At 55.9% G+C, this 1,094-nt stretch carries 1 protein-coding gene; it reads left to right on the forward strand.

Annotation, left to right across the window (positions count from 1 at the left end; all coding sequences use genetic code 11):
* The first annotated feature begins 701 nt into the window (after positions 1–701).
* Positions 702–1,022, forward strand: coding sequence for a hypothetical protein (locus ACZYOF_RS43895; RefSeq protein WP_463719606.1), 321 nt, complete (start codon positions 702–704; stop codon positions 1,020–1,022).
* Positions 1,023–1,094: the final 72 nt, after the last annotated feature.

Raw genomic sequence — 1,094 nt, forward strand, 5'->3', positions numbered from 1 at the left:
GAGTCACCTTCCTGCCTGGCATCAAGCATGGCATTTGCCATCGTTACACCTCCACCGATCCGCTCATGCCAGGCTGTATCGCGCGCAAGCCGAAGGATGGCTAGGTGGGGTCCTCATGCCGGTTACGTTTGGGGTCGGGGTCGCGTGTCATCTGCGACCCACCTGACATTCCAGACAATCCAGACAAAGTCTGTGCTCACCAAAGATGCTGGGCCGAGCACGTTGAAGGCTTCTGTATTGATCGTCGGACGCACTGACGGAGGTGCGCTCGGTATTGGATGTTTGGTATGGCGAAGGCTTCACCGACGTCTTGTAGAAACGCGTTGCCAAAAAGCGAAGTTCGAGAAAGTGTTCGAGGCCGATGCCTTTGGACGTTGCAGGACAAGCAGACGCCCCCTTCCGTGGGATCGCCTCATCAAGGCGGTCAATCTATGGGCCAAGATTTCCGTGCAATGTCCAGAAAATCCCATGATGCCGGAAAGACGCGGGCGGACAGCGCCGTGTCTGTTCCCGCCTTTAATCCTGATGATCAAACCTGTCAAAATCGCCAATGAGGGCAGCCATCGCGCAATGGTACAGCCAGAATTACTAATCTTGGTACTGTTCTATGATCGGGGCGGAACAAATCTACGCGCTAGAACGAGCTAGCGGTACGGCAACCGCACTGCTGCCGAACGGAGAAAGTCATGAGACTTGTCAGGATGAGCAAGGACAAAGTCGGCCTCCTGGTGCTTCTTCCCACTGGCCGGCATGTGATCGACATCGCAAACAGCCTGGGTGTGTTTGCACCTCACGATCCGTTGTCAAACGGCCTTCTGAACGGCGCGCTAAAGGACGGTTGCAATTGGTCGCTGATTGTCAAGCATTGGGCTCACTTGCGATCGCCGCTCAAAAAACTGGCGAACGTCGCTATAGCCAATCCAGGTCACTCATGCTTGGTCATGCAGCCGTTTACGGAACAATTGCTAACCGTAAGCGGTAAGAGCTCCCACGTTCGCAGTGATCAGCGGGCGCGTGCGTAGCGGATCGGCATCCAGTATTGGCGCAGCGCCTCGACGGCCGCTGGGATATCGAGGTGGGCATTGCGAAGAAAG

The sequence above is a fragment of the Bradyrhizobium sp. LeoA1Lang genome (assembly GCF_055413685.1).